At 39.3% G+C, this 17,829-nt stretch carries 14 protein-coding genes and 1 pseudogene; 4 read left to right on the forward strand and 11 right to left on the reverse strand.

The features are described 5' to 3' along the window. The 9 genes and pseudogenes from ACT8YW_RS16640 to ACT8YW_RS16680 all read right to left on the reverse strand — a co-directional run. Positions 1-314: pseudogene (locus ACT8YW_RS16640) on the reverse strand (AraC family transcriptional regulator); the annotation flags it as partial. 60 nt (positions 315-374) lie between these two features. Then, positions 375-758, reverse strand: coding sequence for a DUF4469 domain-containing protein (locus ACT8YW_RS16645; RefSeq protein ID WP_444106246.1), 384 nt, complete (start codon positions 756-758; stop codon positions 375-377). A gap of 36 nt (positions 759-794) precedes the next feature. Then, complete coding sequence (locus ACT8YW_RS16650; RefSeq protein ID WP_444106248.1) at positions 795-1,589, reverse strand: hypothetical protein; 795 nt, start codon at positions 1,587-1,589, stop codon at positions 795-797. 35 nt (positions 1,590-1,624) lie between these two features. Continuing rightward, positions 1,625-3,931, reverse strand: a complete 2,307-nt coding sequence (locus tag ACT8YW_RS16655) for a DUF4906 domain-containing protein (RefSeq protein WP_444106250.1) — start codon at positions 3,929-3,931, stop codon at positions 1,625-1,627. A 9-nt stretch (positions 3,932-3,940) separates the two neighbouring features. Beyond that, entirely contained in the window at positions 3,941-6,400 is a 2,460-nt protein-coding gene (locus ACT8YW_RS16660) for a fimbrial protein (protein WP_444106252.1), read from the reverse strand. Positions 6,401-6,437: 37 nt separating this feature from the next. Next, a complete protein-coding gene (locus ACT8YW_RS16665) occupies positions 6,438-7,406 on the reverse strand; it encodes a FimB/Mfa2 family fimbrial subunit (protein WP_444106254.1) in 969 nt (322 codons plus the stop codon). A gap of 3 nt (positions 7,407-7,409) precedes the next feature. Beyond that, positions 7,410-9,005 carry an Mfa1 family fimbria major subunit gene (locus ACT8YW_RS16670; RefSeq protein WP_444106269.1) on the reverse strand — a complete coding sequence of 532 codons (1,596 nt, stop codon included), beginning with the start codon at positions 9,003-9,005 and terminating at the stop codon, positions 7,410-7,412. Between the two features lie 58 nt (positions 9,006-9,063). Continuing rightward, complete coding sequence (locus ACT8YW_RS16675; protein WP_444106256.1) at positions 9,064-10,602, reverse strand: DUF3868 domain-containing protein; 1,539 nt, start codon at positions 10,600-10,602, stop codon at positions 9,064-9,066. A gap of 7 nt (positions 10,603-10,609) precedes the next feature. Continuing rightward, positions 10,610-11,197: a DUF3575 domain-containing protein gene (locus ACT8YW_RS16680; protein ID WP_444106258.1), complete on the reverse strand. Its 588-nt coding sequence runs from the start codon at positions 11,195-11,197 to the stop codon at positions 10,610-10,612. Positions 11,198-11,477: 280 nt separating this feature from the next. On the opposite strand from ACT8YW_RS16680, the gene ACT8YW_RS16685 reads away from it, so the two are divergent. The 4 genes from ACT8YW_RS16685 to ACT8YW_RS16700 all read left to right on the forward strand — a co-directional run bounded on the left by ACT8YW_RS16685 (position 11,478) and on the right by ACT8YW_RS16700 (position 13,488). Continuing rightward, positions 11,478-11,657: a hypothetical protein gene (locus tag ACT8YW_RS16685; RefSeq protein ID WP_444106259.1), complete on the forward strand. Its 180-nt coding sequence runs from the start codon at positions 11,478-11,480 to the stop codon at positions 11,655-11,657. 160 nt (positions 11,658-11,817) lie between these two features. Further along, the gene (locus ACT8YW_RS16690; protein ID WP_444106261.1) at positions 11,818-12,339 is read left to right on the forward strand and encodes a hypothetical protein; all 522 of its coding nucleotides are present in this window, start codon (positions 11,818-11,820) and stop codon (positions 12,337-12,339) included. A gap of 145 nt (positions 12,340-12,484) precedes the next feature. Beyond that, entirely contained in the window at positions 12,485-12,766 is a 282-nt protein-coding gene (locus ACT8YW_RS16695; RefSeq protein WP_008775716.1) for a DUF3791 domain-containing protein, read from the forward strand. Continuing rightward, positions 12,760-13,488, forward strand: a complete 729-nt coding sequence (locus ACT8YW_RS16700) for a DUF3990 domain-containing protein (RefSeq protein ID WP_444106263.1) — start codon at positions 12,760-12,762, stop codon at positions 13,486-13,488. The genes ACT8YW_RS16695 and ACT8YW_RS16700 overlap by 7 nt, the downstream gene beginning before the upstream one ends. A 20-nt stretch (positions 13,489-13,508) precedes the next feature. Here ACT8YW_RS16700 and ACT8YW_RS16705 read toward each other — a convergent pair whose 3' ends face one another. Continuing rightward, complete coding sequence (locus ACT8YW_RS16705; protein ID WP_444106265.1) at positions 13,509-15,032, reverse strand: TlpA family protein disulfide reductase; 1,524 nt, start codon at positions 15,030-15,032, stop codon at positions 13,509-13,511. 161 nt (positions 15,033-15,193) lie between these two features. Next, positions 15,194-17,827 (reverse strand): magnesium-translocating P-type ATPase, encoded by a 2,634-nt coding sequence (gene mgtA, locus ACT8YW_RS16710; RefSeq protein ID WP_444106267.1) that lies wholly within the window; start codon positions 17,825-17,827, stop codon positions 15,194-15,196. Between the last annotated feature and the right edge of the window lie 2 nt (positions 17,828-17,829).

The raw sequence follows: 17,829 nt of genomic DNA on the forward strand, positions 1-17,829 counted from the left end.
CCGCTTATCGTATCCATAAACAGACTTTTGGACACTTTTAGAAATGTCATTGAAAAGTCATCACTAATCTCCGTGACAGCTGCCAACTGGAAAGGAAAAATGACTACCAAATCATTGGGAACAATCCGTTGCTTATTACCAAAAACATTAAAAAGCGCACTTCCTCCCGTACATATCCCATTTATCCCTTCTTCAAGATATGTAGGATTTTCATCAAGAGGTAAATCGTCTATTTTAGTATAGACATTAAACTCTTCTGTTTTTGATATATTGTCGAGTACTTTATTTTGCCTATATGGCTTGTTCTTTTTCATTGACAGCTATTTATGCTATTATGCTATTTGTCGTTACTTCTTGCTTCTATCACACGAATGTCAGTCGTGCCATTTCGATTGAGCAAACTGTACAACCAAAGATATAGGAAAAATGTATAAAAAACTTTCTTTATCTTTCATTAAAATCATCAGTGCCAGGAAATATTCACCTTCATTAATATCAGGAACTGTCATATAGACCTTATCATCCGAATACTTATAAATATCACCACATTCTATCAACATTCTGTCATTTACGGAAGAGATAAGGTATAGATTGGTACTTTCCCATGTCAGCATATCCAGGTTCTGTCCGGTGATAACAATGGGAGCTTCCGGTGTAATGATCCCATTACATCTTTCATTTGATGGATCATATATTTCTTTGATAACAGGAAACGGCGCTCCTTCAATCATTAATATTTCGGCTTTTATCGTTTTCATTTTGTATAGTAATTAATGAGCATTTTATTTTATGGGTTATTTTAATGGAATATCCCTGATACAGCGGAGATAATAAGAAGATTCTGACTTTGCTCTATAGAATTGCTCCAGACTATATCCAGCTATTTGGCTATCAGGAAAAAATGTCATATACCATGCACCGGTTGAGTTTCCCCCTTTTTCTGTTGCTGCCCAGTATGAAGTTTTGTCCGAAGTAGAAAGAGCAAATGGTTTGAAATCAGTTTCGGCTTGAGTTTCCTCTATTTTTTTATAAAACATCAGAATCAACGCACATTCTCCACGTGTGGGTACCCGCCATGTTCCCGGTTCGTCCAGATTGTCTTTTCCACGATACATTGCGCATCCCTTTGGAACCGCAAAGCTTGGAACTGAATAATAATTGGTCCTGGCGGTAGCGAGATACCCGTTTGCGGTAGCCCAATCCATTGTCGCAGCTTTTGCTTCTCCATCGCTATTTACAATATCAGGTGAGATGATAAAATGCTTGGACACTTTCCAATCACATCCTCCTTCTGTTTTCCTCTCTGTATGGCGGGTTGTCCGGTAAACATAAATATCATTTCCATTTCCATCTTTTATTGCTTCGGTATTTTGTCCGGTAGAAGTATATTTATATAGTTGAATGTAACAACGAAAAGTCGGGCTTTCACTCCTGTCCTCCTCCTTGCATTGTAACATTCCTCTTGATTTGATTGCTGCATACTTGTTGCCTCTCAAATCTCTATATATCCCTGTAGACTGGGAATATCCTTTTAATGGAATTAAAAACAATATAGTAAGTTCTGCAACTATAAGTCTAAATACTTTCATTTTTCTTTTCTAATTATTTTGTTGATTCCTGATAGTCAATATGGGGCACTAGAAGGAAGAGGTACATTTCTGACACATCTTCCGGAGCTTCCTCCGTTCCCCAAGCCTCCGCCACCAGTGATTTCTTTGAAGTATATATCGTTATATGGTGGTGCTAATACATATTCCGTTGTCGAGCCGCCAAATATTTGCTGCATATCAAATATGAAACCGGCGCAAAGTCCAAGTAGTTGATTGGATGCAGGGAGATACCATTTAAATTCTTCCTCATCAATTATCCCATTTCCGTTTTCATCTCTGTTTTTGTCATAACATACTCTTGCTCCAAAAGTATTGGCGGGGTATTGATATTGATACAACAATACATGTCCGGATGCATTTTTACGTGGAATAGGGAGCCCGGATATATTCCAATTTAGATTATAAGTGTTTTCCGCTAAATGCCGGGTAGCAGTTTTACCATTATCCATATCATCCGTCCCATATCCCAATGGGGCCGTTTGGAGTCCATACCTGCCGCTTATTGTCCCTGGTTTTATATCTTCCAAATACCGGTCTGCCCTTCGTGCAGCTAATCTGTCATATACGAGTCCCATAGTATAGCTTCCATCTTCCATTCTCTCTCCTCCAAAACATCCGAGGTAAACTGCCGGTCGTTGGTCTAAACGAAATATATGAGAAGCCTGCAGTATCCCTTCATCGCCATTAACTGTTGTAGTTATTTTTATATATAAGGAACGTTTGCCTTCCGCATCAGTATAACCAGGATCAACGAACTCATTATTCCCGTCATAAACATACTCGTCATTGTAAAGATAGAAAAAGACTTGTGTAGGGAGTATGGTGCTTGCTGTAATATGTGTATCCAAAGGCTCTTTAGCATTATTGTAAGCTTCTGTATAATTGGATGAGGAAGACAGCCGGAGCCAACTCTGTGTGGGGTCCGCTTGTTGGGTACAGCCATCATCAGTATATATCCCCACTTCCACAGTCCTTCCTTGTGTTTGTACAACAATCGGGCGGACATCGTACGCCGCATCCAAATCATAATCTTTACCATTTTTGTTGTACTTAAATCTGTCGAATGATGCTCCTCCGCTAACACTCATATTATTACTGGCATGAAATTCCACATATTGAGTAGCGCTATATGCCCTGATCCTCTCATCGTTCTTTGCCGAATTTATATCTGCGTTAATGCTGGTGCGCAAATTGTAATAATGATTGGGGGTCACATCAAAGTTGTTAATGTTATTATTTCCGACATACATCTGATAAATCGCGTATTCACTTGTATTTAATGTGGAGTATGCCCATGCTTCTATCTGTGTACCTAACACCGGCGCATCCCCCGATGACACTCCGTTGACTACCTTGTGGTAGCGTTGGTTTTCGCTTAAAATACTTTCTACTGTTCCCTGGCAGTTCTGCGCAACATACCATGTTACCGAATAAAATCCATTAGCGTCTGCGGTACCCGGTTTATCCACTTCAAGAGTGGCGTATGTATCTGCATCAGTATTCGTTTCGGGATTCGTGAGCCGGATTGTACTATTGACATTCAGCAACTTCAACCCCTGCAACTTATAATCTTCCACCTCAAATTTGTAGCGTAGAGTGACACGTGCCATCAATCGCCGGATTTCGATGCCTCCCACAAAATCGGCAGGTTTGTTGTATTCCACCAATCCACGGTTACCTTCGTCAATATCTACAATAGTGACACCTGACGCTTTTCCCGCAAACGGTACTTCGTCATCGGTAGTGATAAGCGACTCTGTATGTCCTCCTATGCTAGTCAGATATTCGAAGTTCTGTTCTTCAAGGTTACTAAGATCAATAACTTCACTCATATCATAATCAAGTTTAGGTCCCAATGCCACTAAGTATAGTGTTTGATTCTCTGCAACCGCCAGTGGAACATCAATCGTCACCATGTCATTAATGGCTGTCGCCTCATCGCTTATTTTATGCGGTTTTCCTCGGATGGAACCGTCTCCGTTGAATTGAAATAGCCAAAGATTGTATAACTTTGTTGTCCCGTCGGACACGCGCGTAGTTGCAGTGTGCCGTTCTTGTCCTTGCTCTAAAGTGACTGCAAATGATGAATCATTCCCACTTCTTGAAAGAGCTTTTACTACTCCGGTAGATTCGCTCTTTGACTTTGGATTTATCACAGGAGGAATGTTGACCTGCAAACTAACCATAACCATTTTGTCTGTGGTATTTCCTGTTCTGTTCCTGTTCAATTCATCTGTACATCCCATAAACATGAGAGCTAATGGTAAGATGGTGACACATAATACCCGAAAATACCTTTTGTCTTTTATTATTGTTTTCATATCGACTCTTTATTTATAACCCGCTTGCATGATTGTTTGCGTACTCACAGTATATGCCAATCCATTCTCTTTTTTCAGGTTGATATTGATGATAAGATTGATAGCGCTTGGACTGTCGTTTGCAGGAATGGTTATTGATACAGGATAACTATATTTATCTATCTCTGTATCCACCTTACTGCTAATTCCTTTTTGTTGGTTTGCGAAAACAGCCTGCAGATAGAGTTTCCCGGCAGGAATATCAATGTCCGTAGGAGTCAATTGAATATGTAAGTCATAGGTACCTCCTCCTTGAGGTATTTTTTCAAGCTGGCTTAATTCAGTTGTGGCACGCAATTCATATCCACTTTGCGAAATAGTAAGCAATACACTTTTTTCTTTGCCATCCAATCCGAAACCTTTCACTCTCACTCTAAAAGAACGGGATTGGGTACTTTCTTTACGCTTGACGTATACACGAATGTTTTGTGTATTGCTTCCGTGAGTCGTGTGTGTGGCAGTACTTCCTGATTCAAATGAAAAATCATCAAAATCTTTTGTTGAACCTATATCTGTTCCTTCTGTGACAAGTGTAGCCGTCCAATAAGGCACATTTGATACAATACCGAAATAAGAGCTTCCACTGTTTTCGGTTCCTTGATATGTGGGAGTGACAATGATCCCTGCTTTCATCCGGCTTTCCGGTATCTCGTTGCGGACACAACGAATCATATATCCGCTTTGTCTATCCTTACCTGATTGGAGATCTGCTGTAGCCACCGGATTACCTGAAAACTCAAATACCGAAGCATTATTATCCCAATACCATCCTGTGTTACCATCTCTCCATGACGCACCGGATTCATTTCTATACTGGTTGTGCGGTAACAGTAAATAGTGGAACGAGAGGTATCCGTATGCACTTGCCTCATTATTCGTTGCGGTTATTATATGATTGTATTCTTCGGAAGTAGCGATGTGCCACTGCCCGTTATCTACAATTCCCATATCTCTGATTTGGGTTTCAGAAAGTCCGGCAAGTTTGCATGGATCGCCCAGCCCTTGTGCTACTTGTCCGGTGGTATTGACTGCGGGTATTTCGTTACTTGGCAAGTAAGGAATATCCAGCCATCCTTTGATGCTTAAAGGATTGTATAGGCTTGGATACCAAAGTACGTCGTTCAGCTCATTAGCACTAATGGGTGGTGCGAATTCCGTCCCATTTGTAGCGTCCGGCTTACTCTGTATTGCTACTAAACTTCCGTATTTGAAAAGAATATCCTTATACCCCGTTTCGGAATGATATGCTTTCAGTATGCCCGAATAAACTGTGGGATCATTCCATATATTTACATTCTTCGATGTTCCGGTCGCCGGATCATAATCCGATTCCTTGTCACTCACAATTACCAGCCCGTCGATAGGTTGCCAATTGATAGTGATATCATGTTCTTCCATTGCCACTATCTCTGCATAAAGTCCCATTGCTCCCATACCTGTAATGGTGGCGTATATCTGATAATGGTTATTGCGCGTTAAGTTATGATTTTGAGGAGGTTCCTGCCCAATATTCAGCAAATAGATACAGTTCAACACCTGCGTACTACCGTTTTTAAGTATGCATTGCGCATCAATCTTTAAATAAGTAGCTTTAGAGATGTCTGCAGGTTCTGACAATAGGTTTTCGGGGATATAGGTGTCAGGAATGGTTATGTAATCTACATCAGCCGGAATGGAGTAGTTACCATCTGTCGAATATGTACCGTTATTATCGAGTTCACCTGTTCCCGGGATAGTAAGGTCATCCGACCAATTGCTTCCTGTATACACTCCTCCGCCAATGGGAGTACTTTCCGGCATACGGCAGACTTTAATGGTAAGTTTGGTTACTTTAAAATCGTTATCCGAATTAGTTATGTTTTTAATTGCTGTAAAGCTAAGACGGGAAACCATGCGGGTTACCTTTATCGGCAGTTCCGTCATTCTAATATTATCAATTATAACAGTGGCATTTGTCCCGTCACTACGAGACTCGACATAAGCATGTGTCACATTTCCATACATGGGTGGAGGGGCAACGATACCTACAGCGGAGAATGTTACATTTTCTATTTCAGTTTCTCGTGCAATGGCATCCAGCTTCTCCGTTAGCTCCGGCGTTTCATTACAAATGATGTAAATATTGTTATATCCTCGTGCTGCCCTGATTTTTGCTGTGTATGTATTGTCGTCGTTTACAGAAGCATTGGTAACCTCATTGTACACTAATTGGTCTTTGTCATTAAAGACAATCGCGCGAACAGAGCTTATGGCTTCATCACTATTCGTAGTGCTGCGTGTCCCCATATTGATGCTTAATGGTATTCTTTCTCCTTCGTACATACGTGCGCCTGCTTCATTCTCGTTAGTACAAGAATAAACCAGTAGGGTAAGTATTACCAAAAGCAAGGTAACTGACCGATATTTTATGTTGTCAATCGTTATATTCATTCTCAATCATGCCAAAGTTTCGTATCTGGGACGCGGCTTATATATCTGTTGGCTGAAACCAATAAGTCCAATTATTAATCGTTATGCTCAATGCGATGTAACCGTTCTCTTCCTTATCTCCGATGCGGATGTTGATGTCCCACTGGTATCTGCGGTCGAGATATTCTTGATCGTCCATCATCTCCGGTTTACTCATCAACAGGTAGTCAATAAGATTTATGGTTGCTTTTCCTCCGATATCTATTGCTTTTCCTGATGCTTTATCTGTGATAGAAAAAGCCATATCGGCCTCCTTGACAAGTCTAAGAGTATGGAGCCGGGTCTGCAAAGTTGTTTTATGTTCTTCCTCTTCAGAACAAGGATAGTAAGTTATATTCTTATTGCTTTCATTGATATTATTTTTATAGTCATAAAAACTGTTTGCAGCTATTAGTTGTATGTCATATTTCGAAACATCTACCGGATTATTCCCGCGTGTAATGCCTATCGTTATATCATTGGTATTGCGCACCAAGCTTACCATTTCTGTATTATTGATACTCTCCGATGAAAACATTAATAGAGGACCGCTATGCCATAATGCATCAAGATGATTGTTACTTCTGTTATTTTCAGGCTCATATTTCAGCGTTAATTTATTTATCGGATCACCTGCGATCATTGCCGGAAGTAGATAGAATTTATCTGTTTTTCCAGCCCATACAACGGCTGTACAGCCTTTCAAACGATAGGGTATCAGCATACGATAGTCCGGACTTTTTAACGAATGTCCCTTTTCGGTAAATGCCTGTATATATTTTCCTTGCGTATCGAACACAAAAACCTTTACTTCTTCCACCTGTTCGGCAAACCAGTCTTTATTTGCCATGTTATAGTCATACCGGAATTTTAGAAAGAGGTCACATTGATCCAGGTCGTCATGAAGGACATCGCAACCGGTAATCCCTGCCACCATAAAGGCGGTAAGGATTATTTTATATTTCTTTATGTGTCTTTTAATTCCCATTTATCAATGCAAATCAACACCTTGTGTCCAATAAGTCCATGGATTGATAGTGATTTTTACAGAAAGGAAAGCATCTGCTTCGTCGTCATCAGTTCCCGGAGGTGTAGGGTTGTCGGGGTCAGGATCGGACGGGTCGGGAATCCACGGTGTTCCAGGACCACTCACACTCTGAAGTTCCAAGTGATACCAGTTATTTCGTACCACACCATATCTACCTAACGCCATTTTAGTTGTTACTTTTTGGTCGTGACGGATCAGGACGTCGTAATAGCAAACAGATTCGTTATAATAACGAACAGCACAGAAACGTCCGATGATACCGGTTTTCGCATCAAAATTTTCATCTTTCAGAGAACTGACTACAATATCTTTTGCTGATTGATCTCCATTATTGTATACATCATCTGTCATAAGCCCTGCTTTATGCAAGAATATCGGTAAGTCAACTTTCAATCCACTACCGTCTGTATGCTTTGTGTATTCATCTTTAAGCGCATCTAATGTATAATAGTTCCCTTTCCAAGAAAAATAACTACTCTTATCACCTAAACCATTGGGCGTATACTGTGCCTTTACTACCACCTTAGTAGTGAATCCTAATTTCTGTGCATTAGCGTCCATGGTGTTTTCAAGACAGTATTGACTTGTCCCTTTAGCATGTGCAACTTCGGGCATATCCTCAACTTTATTGTCTATATTTTTTAGATAATTGAAAGCTGCATCCATGTTAGCTTCCATAGTGCTATTATCACTAACATCAGGTTGCTCGGCAAGCAGGTAGTTTTTATCCCGACGATAAACAGCTCCAGGCGTGGCATTATTGTAAGAGATAAGTTCGCTATATAGTTTCACACTCTTATTGGTAACGCTTAATTCCCAACCACTGAAAGTAAATGTAGAACCGTCAGGTTTTATGCCAATAGGCTCCTTAACCGCAAGCTCTACTTTTGCGCTCAATCGGTCCACAGAGATTTCTGCAGGATTGCTCTGTGCGTCTGTTTTTGCCTGGTTGATGGCATCAGTGGTATATGCAGTCGGTTTATGTACCGTTACTTCCGTCAATGCCCCTTCTATGCCAGCGCCTTTGCCTGCACTCGCCATCATGAATTGTTTGGTAGTACTAATTTTGTCAATGGCCGCATTTATAGCTGTATTGATTACAGACCACGGTTTACCTTTTACTGTTTCTGAAGTTAAATCCCACCCGTCGGCATAAGGATTGATAACCACAAATACTTTTTTTGTTTTCTCTGATACTAATTTAGCGTCACTAGCTACAGCTTCCGGGGTCCCTGTCCCATCTGCATTTGTTCCTCCGCTATTCCCAACGGTCATACCATCAAAACCAACCACATCAAGGCACACATCATCCTCGTCAAATAATAAAACTTTGACGGCCCCTGCTTCACTTTCCCCAGAACTTCCCGGTTTGGTATCTACTGCTCTTGTAGTAGCTGTGTGACTTTGTAGCGAAAGCGACAGATACGCTTTGCCATCCAGTTCACCGCTCGGGATATTGCCTTCCCGGGCATCTTCACTACTACAGCCGGCAAATATAAAAACCGCCAATGTAGATAATAGAAAACTTCTTGTTTTCATCATTGTTAAATGTTTAAATGTTGTAAATAAAAAGATAATTATAATATATAAAAAATCACTAGTCCAGTTTGCTCATCAATTCGATATTCTCTTCTTTTTTGACTAATTCCTCCAAATTGAGACATGCTTGTTTCAATCCGGATTCAGCAGCTTTATTTAAATGTAGCTTTGCTTGTTCATAGTCACCTTTCAACAGATGTAATACTCCCAGTGCATTTTCATATTCCGGTGTAGAAGTCTCTGCTCTCTTTAAATATTTTTCTGCCAAAATAGTGTCTTTACGTGAAAGTGCAGCCGAAGCGGCATTCAGGTTGGCAATCTTATCACCAGGAAAGACACTAACGGCTGTTTCAAATAATTCTATAAACTCCGGTGAACCATTTTTATAAGTAAGAGCTACCAAATAGATTTCATTCAGACTCAAATTTTGTGGTCGATTATGAATCAGCACTTTTGCTTGTTCTATATTAAAATTCTGAACATCGTACTCTATCTTACAGATTGCTTTACGTAGATGTGGGTAGTACTCACGCAACATAAACCGATAAGGATTGCCCTGTTTATATAACATCAACGATTTCTTGCGACTGGTATTTGTTCGGTAGTTTATTTCAGCTGGTATGTGGTCTATAATATGAAGAATCCCATCCTTTTCTGCCATATTAGATTCTGCAACCATTTTACGTAATCCTTCCCAGTTTTCACCACCATATTCTACCTTGTATAATTCTTTAGAGAAAGGGAAACGAGGGAGAAGGTAATTAACAAGTGCCTTTGCACGTCCTTCGGAAAGCTGTTTATTAAAAAGGGTAGATCCCTCCGGTGAAGCATAACCAATGACCGATATTCCACGAATGGTTATAGCTGTATCATTTTTTACTTCGGCAAGCATGGAGGATATCTTTCTTAGTTCAGTCGGATTATTCATATAGTCCGGCTTAATGTCGGTTTTTGATACGACAAAGTCCAGAAATGCTTCACATGACATCTCACGTCTTTTGACTGGTTCAACTTTTGGCTGTACGTAACTAATATGTGGAGTGATTTGATAAGGGACGGGAAGTTTCTCCAAAGTAACAGCACTAAAAAGAGGAATAGCTGATAGTAACCTGCCTGGCCTGCAACAGCCCATCACTTCTTTCTTTACATTCAGATGTGCATCCTTCATCCATGACTCGAATGGAATTGTCAACGAATACCGAATCTGTTCTTTTCCAGTCATTCCATACCCTTTTAGTGTGGAGTATGGAGCTTCTAACTGGTAAAAAGTGCGTTCCTGCGTATTCATTAAAGCAAGTTTACGTTTCAAATTCTGATAGTTTTTACGACCTTTAACGGATATTTCCGGCAATTCCATCTGATGGTTTGCAGCAATCAATACTGGTATCAGTTCTATAGAATGATTGGAACTGACTTGTATATTATCAAGGTCATAAAGTATTTGAATATGCAATGAATCTCCCGCTTGCTGTAGTTCAAGAGCTGTTGGCTGTATAGACCCTGTATACCATTTCTTGGGATTTTCTTCTCCGTATGATAAAGAAGAAATGGTCAGGAATATGATTAACAAGTATAGGAATGATTTTATTTTTGTCATGGTTGTATTATTTTATAAGAAATATAAGTGAGATTGCTGCTTTAGTCGGGCCAAAATAATTGCGGTTTTCCGTTCCGATCTTTTCACCACAGGTCTCACACCGGAATTTATCATAATGTAGCCGCACATATCCTGCACCTATATTTGCTTCAAGACTCCAACGATTACTAAGAAGGAAGTGATAACCATACGAGATGCCCCCTCCTGCTCCCCATCCTTCATATCGGTAATGGCTGGAATTATCTCCGAATAAAAGTGGCAAGTGATGACCGGCTATGTTATATTGTGTTCCTATTATGTGTATTCCCCAAAAATGTCCGCTAAATCTTTCACATGTCCAATAACGATATTCCATTGTACCGAGCCAGTGCGCCAGTTTTTTATTTGAAGATGCTTTATCGGATGTAAACCAGTTAAATCCGCCGCCCAGTTCTATCGTACTGCGTGGAGAAAGTCCCCACTCTACTCCTAAGTTCGGCGTACCTGAATATGCACCGTAGAGCAGATTTGTTTTTATCGCTACCTTTTGGGCTGAACATCTTAAAATGCTTCCCCAACATATCAGAAGTAGAATTGCTATATATTGTATTTTCATCAGATGCATATATTGAATATTTTGCTTTTGTTTGCGTTTAATAAATGATTATCGGACGCGAAATTACAAAATAAATATATATTAAAGTAAAACGTTCTGAAATTGCACATGGATTCCGAAGTTTCGTCCAAAATAGTTCTATAAATCACTTAAATGAGGGTTAGATAACTATGAAAAGGACTTATCGGATAAACATTGTTAAATTATTATCCAACTTATTCAATTATCTTTTGTGACATACTAAACGTTTATACACGCGCAAAACAAACGATGTATAAGAATGATTATTTATATTTACATATTACTTGTAGTACTTCAACTATGCGTTTTGAAAGATCAGAATATTACACCTAGTTTTGTTCCCGGATTTCAAGGAGCCATCCGTTTCTTTAAAAGGAACAAGGCGTTCCTCGGTGAGAAACAGGTCGTTCCTTTAAAAGGAACGGCTCCTTGGTTTTAAACCAAAAACAGTATTTGTAATACACTGTATATCAATTTATTATAAAAAGAAGAATTCCGTCCCGATAACCATGGGAATATTCTCAATAAACCAAACGGAATTCACAGTCCAAAGGACTGTATATACATACTTTTTTATTACAAACTTAAAAAAAAATCCCATGGTTACAGTTACAATTAATATCAAGCCATATTTGGCTAGATATACGTATGTCCGATATCGACAAAGTTTAGAACCCGATCCAGAGAACCAGTCTCATTCTTCCTCTCCTTCTTCTTCTTCCAAACGACTTATCCCTATCCATCTCTCCCACATTACTCCAGTTTATCACTTCCTTCATCAACTATCTGTTCCTCATCCGCAAAATACTTCATGGAAAGAAATTGGAAATATTTGCTTTGTACTGCCCAAACCGCGTAATGGGAAGAATCCGGAAGTCTATAACTATATCGGAAACGATAGTGCATTGATTATAGAAAAGGAAATAGAAACGGAGATGAAAGCGGAATTATACTCCTTCCTATTGGATAATAAGTTTAATAAAGGAGTGATGTTTAAAAAGTCAATAGAACAATTCGTAGAGCACTACGAAATGGTAGAACTAGTACAGGAAGAAACGCTGATGAGGGCATTTCAAAGATGGAGGAAGTTGGTGAAAGAAGAAAAAGCTATAAAGCTATAATGAAAGTATATTGATTTTGATTTAATATTCCATAAGGAAACGTGATATACTATACCAATTAATTGGAAGAAAGAAGGAACTTTTCTATCTTTGCTAATATTAATCTTTTTCGCTAATGGATTAAGATAAGAAAGGAGAAAATAATATGACCCTTAAAGAAAAACAATTAGAGTTTATTATCTATTGTATAGAGAATACAGCCGAACGGTTAGGACGCTATAGTGCGGATGTATATAATAAACTAAAAGAATTAGGTGCTATAGACGGCTATATAAATGCTTTTTATGATACTTTGCATACCCAAGGCAAAGCCTACATAGTAGATTCTTTATTAGAATATATCTATCATCGTGATCCACAATGGTTACCGAAAGATTATCGTCCTTTTCAAGTTTCGACACAGCAAAAAGGAGATAAGTCATGTTAACTGTTTATCATGGTTCTACTTACCGTGTAGAACAACCATTAGCTGGAGTATGCCGACCAAATCTTGATTTCGGAGTGGGCTTTTATCTTACTGATTTAAAGGATCAGGCTATTCGTTGGGCTCTTCGCACAGCTGATATTCGCCATGAAAATAGTATGTGGCTCAATATTTATTCATTGGATATAGATGCCTGCCGCAACTCTTCTTTTCATTATTTGCACTTTACCACTTATGATGCACATTGGCTGGATTTTGTTGTAGCATGTCGACAAGGGAATGTTATATGGCAGGATTATGACATCATAGAAGGCGGTATAGCAGATGACCGTGTGATACGTACTATTGACCTTTATATGCGTGGTGATTACACTCGTGAAGAAGCATTGTCACGTTTGATTCATCAAGAGCCTAACAATCAAATTTGTATTACGAACCAAAAAGTAATTGACGAACACTTACATTTTGTGGATGCTATACTTTTGCCTATCCCATCTCCCTCAAAAGAAATCTCCAATGCAGATATTGTAATGCAAGGCAAATATTACAGCATTGTAGAACTTCTTGCTACCCGTCTGCATATTTCCAGTCTACAGGCACTTGATATATTTTATAATAGCGAAAGCTACCAGCGCATTGTCCACCGACTTGGAGATCTATATCTCATGAGCGATGCATATATTGTAGATGAATTGATGAGGGAGCTACAAAAAAGACAAGGTTGATATTAGCCTTGTCTTTTTTGTTACTTGCTGTCCTTCACAACCTCTTCAATTCGAGATACTAATTGCGGATTGCTGGGACGTACCGTAGTTCCGAAATCTACAATTTGCCCTTTTCTATTAATCAACAGATAATAGGGCATTCTATCTATTTTCCATTGTTTGCGAATTTTCTGTAAGTTATCTTTTCCAAAATAATCAGATGCATAAATACATTCAATTCCCCGGTTTTTCAATGAATACTCATTCAGGCACTCTTCCCATTCTTCCTTGGGTTCACTTACACATATGGAGTATATGACCAGGTCTTTGGTAGAATACTTACTCCGCAATTGTTTCAAAGGTTCCATTTCTGCCAGACATGGTGGACACCACCTAGCCCAAAAATCGAAATAGATTACTTTTCCGTGATTCTTCTCAAGTATATTATAGATGGGTTCCATGTAAGGCATAGATGTTTTTAGCTTTGAGTTTTCGTGAAACTCACCATATAATAAATTATTGGAAACTGGTTGCGGATTTTCCAGGTAAGATTTAGTCTGATTATATATCTGCATCACTTGTGCACGCAAATGCGGCATTTTTACGATTGAATCAAACTGTGTATGCCTCGTTGTTAAAGCAAGTGTATCATTTGCATTTAAAGAGCCAACTGCCATTTTGGTATATATGTACTGGTTCAGTTCATTCTCTCCTACTGCCGACATAATCTCTTCTACAGATGGATTTTTTTTATCTTTGTATGTTATCCCATAAGCTATATAGCGTTCTACCTCATCGGCAATATCATATAAACGTGCCGAAAGAATCCCTTTATTATAAAGTTTATTGATCGCAGGCAGAAGTTTATGATACCGGTCCATTTCTTTTCTCGTTTTAAACTGGCATTGGTTACCATAGGATAACAAAGCGTAATAATAGTCCTGTTTCAGTAACTCTTCAGTAAATAACGTAACATCTTCCATTGGCTTATACTTCGTCAGATACTCGTTTCTCCGCTCCAAACGAAAGTCATATTCTTTCTTTAATTCAGCCTCAAAATCCTTAATATTCAAATTCGGGTTTATACTATAATTCTGTATGTAATAGTAAGCGCTTTCTGCGAATGCCAGTATTTCTTGATTCAGTTTTTCTGCATCACCTGTTACTTTGGGATGAAAAAGATCTTTGAAGTCTATTTCCACGTGTATGCTATCTCCCGGGTGGATATACAAATGTTCCGCATAATTGCGAATGGAAACTTCTCTTAATTTTGCATAAACCGGAAAACGGAATGAAAATGAGCCATCTTCTTGTATGGGGGTACGATATTGATTTTCCATTTTCCAAAAAAATGGAATGATGAGAGTTAATTCCTTTTCTTGAGGATAAAAATCCCGGTTCAACACTTTTCCTGTGATAACAGCCTCTTTGATATATTCTTTCGCTAACGGATAACTTTCTTCTGTCTGTACAGATGATTCGAATTGAGATTTTGCCCGGTCTTTTTGCCCGCATCCGGCTAATAACAAAGAGGTTATTATCAGAAAGGAATAATAGTGTTTCATCGTGCCTGAATATTAGAAAGTTCGCAAATCTAAATAAATAAGAGTTCTTGCTCCTAAATATATGAAATTAATTTTAGGGCAAAAACTCTTGACAGACAATTCGTCTCAATTTTAAATCTTTTACAATATATATATTTAATTTGCGAGATAAACAGACAAAGCTATAACCAACGCACAAACTTCTTGATATACCAGTTCTTCACGATCTGCGTCAAAATGCAATAAGAGAGCAAAATTCCAACCAGCCAGGGGAAATAACTCAAAGGAAGAGCTGTCAATCCGATGGAACGCCCGAAAGCGGTGAAAGGAATAAGAATACCTATTGCCATGATTAAGAAGGTCAGTCCCATCACAGGCCATGTGGCACGGCTTTGTATGAACGGTATCTTGCGGGTACGTATCATGTGGACAATCAATGTCTGTGATAACAAACCTTCCACAAACCATCCGGTTTGAAACAGTGTCTGATGTTCGGGGCTGTTGCAACTGAATACGTACCACATGACCAGATACGTGATAATATCAAAGATAGAACTGATGGGACCTACATAAATCATAAAACGACTTAGATCGGACGCATCCCATTTACGGGGTTTCTTCAGGAACTCCGGGTCCATACGGTCAAAAGGAATGGTGGTCTGCGATATGTCATACAACAGGTTCTGGATCAATAGATGTATCGGCATCATGGGCAGAAATGGCAGGAATGCACTGGCAAACATCACACTGAACATATTGCCAAAATTGGAACTGGCAGTCATCTTTATGTACTTATTGATATTGCCGAATGTCTTTCTTCCTTCGAGTACCCCGTCTTCCAATACCATCAAATCTTTTTCCAACAAGATAATATCTGCGCTTTCTTTTGCTATATCCACAGCAGAATCGACTGATATACCAATGTCCGACTGACGCAATGCACCTGCATCATTGATTCCATCTCCCAAGAACCCCACCGTATTGCCTTGCTCCTGTAACAGAGAGATGATTTGCGTCTTTTGCAATGGAGTCAGTTTTGAAAATAAAGTGGTATCCTTTACCGCTTCTTTCAATGCTGTTTCGTCCATATTCTCTATTTCTATCCCGGTAAGAAAATGACTGGTATCAATTCCTACCTGCCGGGCAATCGCTTTCACTACGACATCATTATCTCCCGATAGAATTTTCACTGCTACTCCATGCGCATATAACTGTTCGATGGCTTCGGCAGCAGAAGGTTTCGGAGGATCAAGAAAAGCAAGATACCCGATCAGTACCATTTCTTTTTCATCTTCGATGGCAAAATTACAATCTTTCTCGATAAAACTTTTTTGGGAAACTGCCAATACTCTCATCCCCTGCTGATTCATTTCTTCACTAATCATCTGTGCTTTGATTTTCAAGGCATCAGTCAAGGGATGAATCTGTCCGTTGAACTCGGCATAGGAACAGACGTCGAGAACCTCTTCTACTGCTCCTTTGGTGATGATTTGCCGTTTCCCCTGCCTGTCTTCTATTACAACAGACATTCTTCTGCGTGTAAAGTCGAAAGGTATTTCATCCACTTTGGTGTAGTCATCCTTCAAATGTTCCAGACTCAAATCTCTTACATGAGAAAGAATCGCTTTATCCATCAGGTTCCTTAAACCGGTTTGGAAATAACTGTTAAAGTACGCATGACGAAGAATACGTTTACTGTTGTCGTCACTGCCATCTGCATTGATATATTTCTCCAATACGATTTTATCGCAGGTCAATGTACCGGTTTTGTCAGTGCAGAGTATGTCCATCGCTCCAAAATTCTGAATGGCATTGAGATTCTTTACGATTGTTTTCTTTTTAGACATGGCTATCGCTCCTTTAGAAAGGTTGGCAGTCACAATCATCGGTAACATTTCCGGAGTAAGACCAACCGCAACGGATATGGCGAAAATGAAAGCTTCAAACCAATCCCCTTTCGTAAAGCCATTTACGAAAAACACAAATGGAACCATAACCAGCATGAAACGAATCAATAAGAAGCTAACCTTACTAATGCCTTTGTCAAAAGCTGTAGTGGCACGATGTCCGATCAGGCTCTTTGCGATTGTACCCAAATAGGTTTTGTTCCCTGTCTCAAAAACAATCCCTTTTGCTGCGCCACTAATCACATTGGAACCCATATAGCAAATATTGTCCAACTCGATGACACTTCCTTTTCGGAACTGTTGTCCCCGTACCTCCGGAAACTTTTCTATCGGTTCGGACTCTCCTGTCAATGAAGCCTGACTAATAAACAAATCTTTCGAATCGATAATCCGAATGTCTGCTGGAACCATATCCCCTGCTGCCAAATATATCATATCCCCCGGAACAAGTTCCGTAATATCGATCTCCTCTTCATGCTCTCCCGCACGTTTGGCAAGACATGTGTTTTTTACCATTTTCATTAAAGAACCCGTAGCTTCACTTGCTCGCCATTCCTGCCAGAAACGCAAGATGGCACTGAATAATACCATGGATGCAATGATGATTACACCTGTCCACTCTTGTTCGCCAGGTTCAGCCATCAATATATCCAAGAATAAGGATATGATTGCAAGTCCGGTCAGAACACCGATGAAAGGATTGATAAACGTTTTGATAAACAGTATAAATGGATTCTTTTTCTGTTCATGGATTACTTCATTTCTTCCATATATGGATTGTCGTTCCTCTACTTCTTCCTGTGTTAATCCAAGCTTTGTTGTCTGCAAATATGAATAGATTGATTTACTGGGTTGTGTGGCAACCAAAAATACTCTCTCTGAATTGAATGTGTACTGTGATGAACGCAGTT

The organism is Bacteroides sp. (assembly GCF_052357945.1).
Taxonomy (GTDB): Bacteria; Bacteroidota; Bacteroidia; order Bacteroidales; family Bacteroidaceae; genus Bacteroides.